Origin of the sequence: Candidatus Thiothrix phosphatis (assembly GCF_035668035.1) — a bacterium.
Lineage (GTDB): Bacteria > Pseudomonadota > Gammaproteobacteria > Thiotrichales > Thiotrichaceae > Thiothrix > Thiothrix phosphatis.
Window position 1 is genome coordinate 1 of the sequence record NZ_JAYMYJ010000162.1, and the last position, 5,384, is coordinate 5,384.

Genomic DNA, 5,384 nt, shown 5'->3' on the forward strand with positions numbered 1-5,384 from the left:
AGTTATCGTGGGTGAGGGCTGGCGTGGCCGATCTTGTTAATTCTTTTTCCAACGTTACGACTCTAGGGCTATTGTTTGCTTATGCGATGGTCGCTGTGCTTGTTGGTTGGATGTTGCTGAGGCAGCGCCGTTCTCAAGGGCAGTTACACCTTGCACAACAAAACATGCTGGTTTCCGCCTTGGCTGATGTGCAGGAGGCGGCTGTCCTGGTGGATGCAGGTGGGATTGTGGATTTCATTAATCCGGCGGCGGAAAAGATGTTGAAATACAAAGTCCGCAGTGCTCGTGGTAAACATGCGGGCGAACTTTTTACCCTACTTGACCCCTTGACCCATAACCCTATCGCTTGGCTGGACAAGGCTAGGCAGAATGACCGTCCTTTGTTGCGCCATGCGTTGATGAATGCCGCTGGGTTTAGTGAAGTCCAGGTCACCTATACAGTGCAGCCTATTCTCTATGAGGATGCGGATCGGCCCTGCTACATGTTATTGCTACGGGATCAGACCGAATTGTATGCGATGCAGGTAAGGCTTGATCATGTGGAAATGCATGACCAGCAGACCATGCTGTTGAACCGGAAAAGTTTCGAACTGCGTCTGAAAGTGGCCATTGACCAAGTGCGGCAACATGGCGTCAAGCATTCGTTTTGCCTGATTTCCATGGATCAGTTCAAACTGGTGAATGACTCCATGGGGCATAATGCAGGCGATGTGCTGATTGAACGCATTGCGCGGATGCTGAAGAGTGAAATTGATGCTAGGAGGGATATTCTGGCGCGTCTTGGCGGTGATGAGTTTGGCATCCTGTTCCAGGAAATTGAGCCTGCGGTCGCCGTGCGCGCGGCAGAGCAGATTCGCATCAAACTGGAACAGTATGAATTTGAATGGAATAAAAAACGTCAGCGGGTTACGGCCAGTGTTGCTTTTGTGCCTCTTTACAAAGGGTTAGGGACACCAAACCGGATATTGTCGGTGGCCGACGCCGCCTGCCGGGTCGCTAAAACTAAAGGCGGCAACCGAATTCACATTTACAAGCCGAATGATCAGGAAATCCTCAAGCAGCATGGCAACATGATTTGGCTGGGCAGGTTGAAGAAGGCGTTTGATGCAGGTAATTTTCGTCTGGTGGCGCAGCCTATCCATCCCTTGTCGCCGGTGGAGTTCAAAAAGCCGTTCAGCCATTATGAGGTGCTGATCCGCTTATATGATGAAAACAACCAGCCTGTTCCGCCGGATGAGTTTATTCCAGCGGCGGAGTCCTATTCCATGATGCCGCGTCTTGACCGTTGGGTGGTGAGCAAGTTGTTGCGCACCTTGGTCGACATTACCCAGACAACTCCGCTGCCTGTTTTTGCGGTAAATTTGTCGGGGCAAAGCCTGGATGAACCTGCATTTCTGCAATTTGTGCTGGATGAGATCAAGGCGGCGGGTGTCAGCCCGGGCATGCTGTGTTTCGAGATAACAGAGCGGGTCGCCATCCATAACCTTGACTTGGCGCAACATTTTATTGAAACCCTGAAGGGGCTTGGGTGCAGCTTTTCACTGGATGATTTTGGTACGGGCGTCAGTTCTTTCGGTTATCTGAAGTCTTTGTCCGTGGATTATTTGAAAATTGACGGCAGTTTCATTAAAGACATCGCCAACGATGATGTTGCCCACGCCATGGTGCGTTCGGTCAACCAGGTTGGGCATCTGATGGGCGTGAAAGTCATTGCGGAGTATGTTGAGAACGAGCGGGTTATCCAGATTCTGCGCGAGATTGGTGTAGACTACGGCCAGGGTTACGGCATTTCCAAGCCCATCCCGATTGATGAAATTATCCGTCATCACATAGTTTAAGGATGCAATACATACGGTGAAAATTCATATTCTGGGTATCTGCGGAACCTTCATGGGCGGTGTTGCCCTGTTGGCGCGTGCAACAGGCCATCAGGTCACAGGTTCCGACGCCAACGTCTATCCCCCTATGAGCACGATGCTGGCGGAGCAGGGTGTGGAAATCATGCAAGGCTATCAGCCGCAGGATTTGCCTGTGGATGCTGACGCCATGGTGGTTGGCAATGTCATGCGGCGAGGCCTGCCGGTGGTTGAACACATGCTTGACCGCCAACTGCCGTATATCTCCGGCCCGCAGTGGCTGTACGAAAATGTCCTGCGCGAACGCTGGGTGTTGGCAGTGGCGGGGACGCATGGCAAAACCACCACCGCCAGCATGTTGGCCTGGATTCTGGAATACGCGGGCTTGCAGCCGGGTTTCCTGATTGGCGGCGTGCCGGAAAATTTCGGTGTTTCCGCCCGGCTGGGCGCTTCGCCGTTTTTCGTGGTGGAAGCGGATGAATACGACACCGCCTTCTTCGACAAGCGCTCCAAGTTTGTGCATTACCACCCGCGCACGGTCATCCTCAACAACCTGGAGTACGACCATGCTGACATTTTTGCGGATGTCCAGGCGATCAAGATTCAATTTCATCACCTGATGCGCACCGTGCCGGGCAGTGGTTTGGCGATTGTCAACGCCCAGGACGCCAATCTGAAAGAGACCCTGGCGATGGGTTGCTGGACGCCGGTTGAAACCTTCGCCGAGGGTGATTGGCGGGCTGAATACCTACAGGCGGATGGCGGCGAGTTCCGCGTATTTTGCAAGGGGGAAGCGCAGGGCGTCGTGCATTGGGGGTTGCTGGGGGAACACAACGTCAACAATGCGTTGGCGGCGATCGCCGCCGCCCGCCACGCAGGTGTCCCTGCCGTCCATGCGATTGCGGCATTGGCGGAGTTCCAGGGGGTGAAGCGGCGGATGCAGGTGCGCGGGCAAGTGCGTGGCGTGACTGTCTATGATGACTTCGCCCATCATCCGACCGCGATTGCGACGACACTTGCCGGGTTGCGGGCCAAGGTTGGGGATGCGCGTATTCTTGCCCTGCTGGAGCCGAGATCCAACACTATGCGGCTAGGTGCGCATAAGACGGCGTTGGCAGCTTCTTTGCAAGCGGCGGATCATGTTTTCCTGTATCAACCGCCGGGGCTGGACTGGAGTCTGGCGGATGTGGTGACGGAAATCGGCGGCAAAGGCCAATGGCTACAGGACATTGATGGGCTTGTGGACGCTGTGGCGCAACTGGCCCAGCCTGGAGACCATGTATTAATTATGAGTAATGGTGGTTTCGGCGGTATCCATGACAAGCTGTTGGCCAAACTTTCAGGTTAAGGATTTGTTCGATTGAAAACCGTTACCCTGATCATGACGGGAGCTTCCGGCGCGCAATATGGTTTGCGGTTGCTGGAATGCTTGTTGCAGGCAGGGTGCCGGGTCTATTTGCTGCTGTCGCGTCCGGCGCAGGTGGTGGTCAACCTGGAAACTGATCACCGCCTGCCGGGGCGCGCCAGCGAGATAGAAGCTTATTTCAGCACTTTGCACCATGCGCAACCTGGACAATTGCAGGTGTTTGAGCGTGAGCAATGGATGGCGCCAATCGCCAGCGGCAGCGCAACGGCCGATGCGACCGTGGTTTGCCCTTGTTCGGTTGGCACGCTTTCCGCCATTGCCTGCGGCAGCAGCCGCACCCTGATTGAGCGGGCGGTGGATGTTGCCCTGAAAGAGCGTAAGCGGCTGATTCTGGTTGTGCGTGAAACGCCATTTTCCGAGATCCATCTGGAAAATATGCTGAAACTGGCGCGGATGGGGGCTATCATCATGCCCGCCAATCCGGGCTTTTATAACCGCCCGGTAGCCGTGCAGGAATTGGTTGATTTCATGGTGGCGCGGGTATTGGATCATCTGGACGTTCCACAGACGCTGACGCCGCGTTGGGGTTTGCCCCCGCAGGAATGACAGGATTTTTGAACTGATTATGACAGGAGCAACACCATGGCGACCATGGAAATGACTGCACAGGATTTTGAAGAAACCATCACCAGCAATGACATTGTGATCATTGATTTTTGGGCTCCCTGGTGTGGCCCATGCCGTTCTTTCGCACCCATTTTTGAGACGGTTTCCGACAACCATCAGGACATCGTGTTCGCCAAGGTGAATACCGAAGAAGAGCAGGAACTGGCAGGCCACTTTCAGATCCGTTCCATCCCAACCCTGATGATTTTCCGTGAGCAAGTCATCCTGTTTGCGGAAGCAGGCATGTTGAGCGAACCGCAACTGGAGCAGGTGATCGCCAAAGTGCGCGAGTTGGATATGGCCAAAGTGCATGCTGATATCGCTGCCCAAGAAAGCGCGCAACAGGAATAAGCGTCAAGGCGGAGACGCAAACTTGTGCGTTTCCGCTTTTACTTTTGGCGATTAGTCTTAAATTCCCCATAGGGCGAAAAAGCTGATAAACCCAATCGCCAGAATGCCGTAAAACTCCAGCACCCGTCCGCGCCCAATGGCTTGCAGCGATGCGCGGCTATTGGGGGATGAGTCCGTCAGCCGTCCATTTTCCAGATCATCCAGTAATAGGTGCAACAGGTAGCTGCTGCTGGACGCCAGGAATGAAGGCAAGGCCGCAGTTGGGCCAGCAGTCAAATACGCCACCCATGCGACGCCCAATGATAGGCATACCGCCGCCAACGCCGAATGGGTATGCCCACCACGTTTCATAATTTGGTGCGGCAATTCCCAAAAACGGGACACCATGAATAATGCTATCGGAACTGCCAGCAATAAATCCGTTGGCCGGTAAAGAAACTGGATGACAGGGACAATAACCGCCGCCACCCGACTGAGCCATTTTACGGTTTTAAAGCCGCTGGAGTCAGCGTCGTCAATGTCAGGCAGCAAGCCGCCGACATAGCCGCTGAGTGCGATGACGGCGAGTATTTCCCAGCCTAATTGTGGTGCGAAAGTTGTCGTAATGGTTGCAGCCCCAATTCCTGCCGCCATTGACGCCAGATGATATGAACTGTACTCCGCCATGATGTTTTGCCCCTGTTGCCAATGCCAAGATTTTGCAATTTGCCCCACTGCCTTAATCTGTCCCCACAGATAACGCATTCCTTATAGTTAGAAAGATCAGGCCGAATAAGTTCGACCCCTTTCTCCCCTTTTTTACCCATTCACCAGCGGGGTATGGTGATGGTGCTCTCTACCAAAACCATTTAAATTCTGTATTAATCGCGGTTAAAAAAGTGAGGGAGTCGAAGCTCCCTCGTTCGGGCTTTTGCGTCGATTTAATAGAATTTATTTTTTATAATGACGTGGCTAAGTTTATAACAGACAAGCTGAATGAAGGATAAATGGGTAGTGGGTCAAACCTGAGAATTGGCATGAATGTCCACCCCAAACTCGACCCTGTTGATCAGCAAGCCAATGACCGTATCATGCAGGAGTTCTGATTTTGGGCGACTTTCCTCAAAGAACTTCCCCGAAAGAAGGCCGGATGAGGATGCCCCATT

The 5,384-nt window shown here is 53.5% G+C and carries 5 protein-coding genes; 4 read left to right on the forward strand and 1 reads right to left on the reverse strand.

Features of this window, described 5'->3' with window-relative positions; translation table 11 throughout:
• The 4 genes from VSS37_RS21465 to trxA all read left to right on the forward strand — a co-directional run.
• Positions 1-1,838, forward strand: a 1,838-nt coding sequence (locus VSS37_RS21465) for a putative bifunctional diguanylate cyclase/phosphodiesterase (RefSeq protein WP_324698582.1), incomplete at its 5' end; no start/stop codon positions are given.
• Positions 1,839-1,854: 16 nt separating this feature from the next.
• A complete protein-coding gene (gene mpl, locus VSS37_RS21470; RefSeq protein ID WP_324698584.1) occupies positions 1,855-3,204 on the forward strand; it encodes a UDP-N-acetylmuramate:L-alanyl-gamma-D-glutamyl-meso-diaminopimelate ligase in 1,350 nt (449 codons plus the stop codon).
• A 12-nt stretch (positions 3,205-3,216) separates the two neighbouring features.
• Positions 3,217-3,828, forward strand: coding sequence for a flavin prenyltransferase UbiX (locus VSS37_RS21475; RefSeq protein ID WP_324698586.1), 612 nt, complete (start codon positions 3,217-3,219; stop codon positions 3,826-3,828).
• 36 nt (positions 3,829-3,864) lie between these two features.
• Positions 3,865-4,239: a thioredoxin gene (gene trxA, locus VSS37_RS21480; protein ID WP_324698587.1), complete on the forward strand. Its 375-nt coding sequence runs from the start codon at positions 3,865-3,867 to the stop codon at positions 4,237-4,239.
• Positions 4,240-4,296: 57 nt separating this feature from the next.
• Here the strand turns inward: trxA and VSS37_RS21485 are convergent, their stop codons facing one another.
• A complete protein-coding gene (locus tag VSS37_RS21485; RefSeq protein WP_324698589.1) occupies positions 4,297-4,905 on the reverse strand; it encodes a metal-dependent hydrolase in 609 nt (202 codons plus the stop codon).
• Positions 4,906-5,384: the final 479 nt, after the last annotated feature.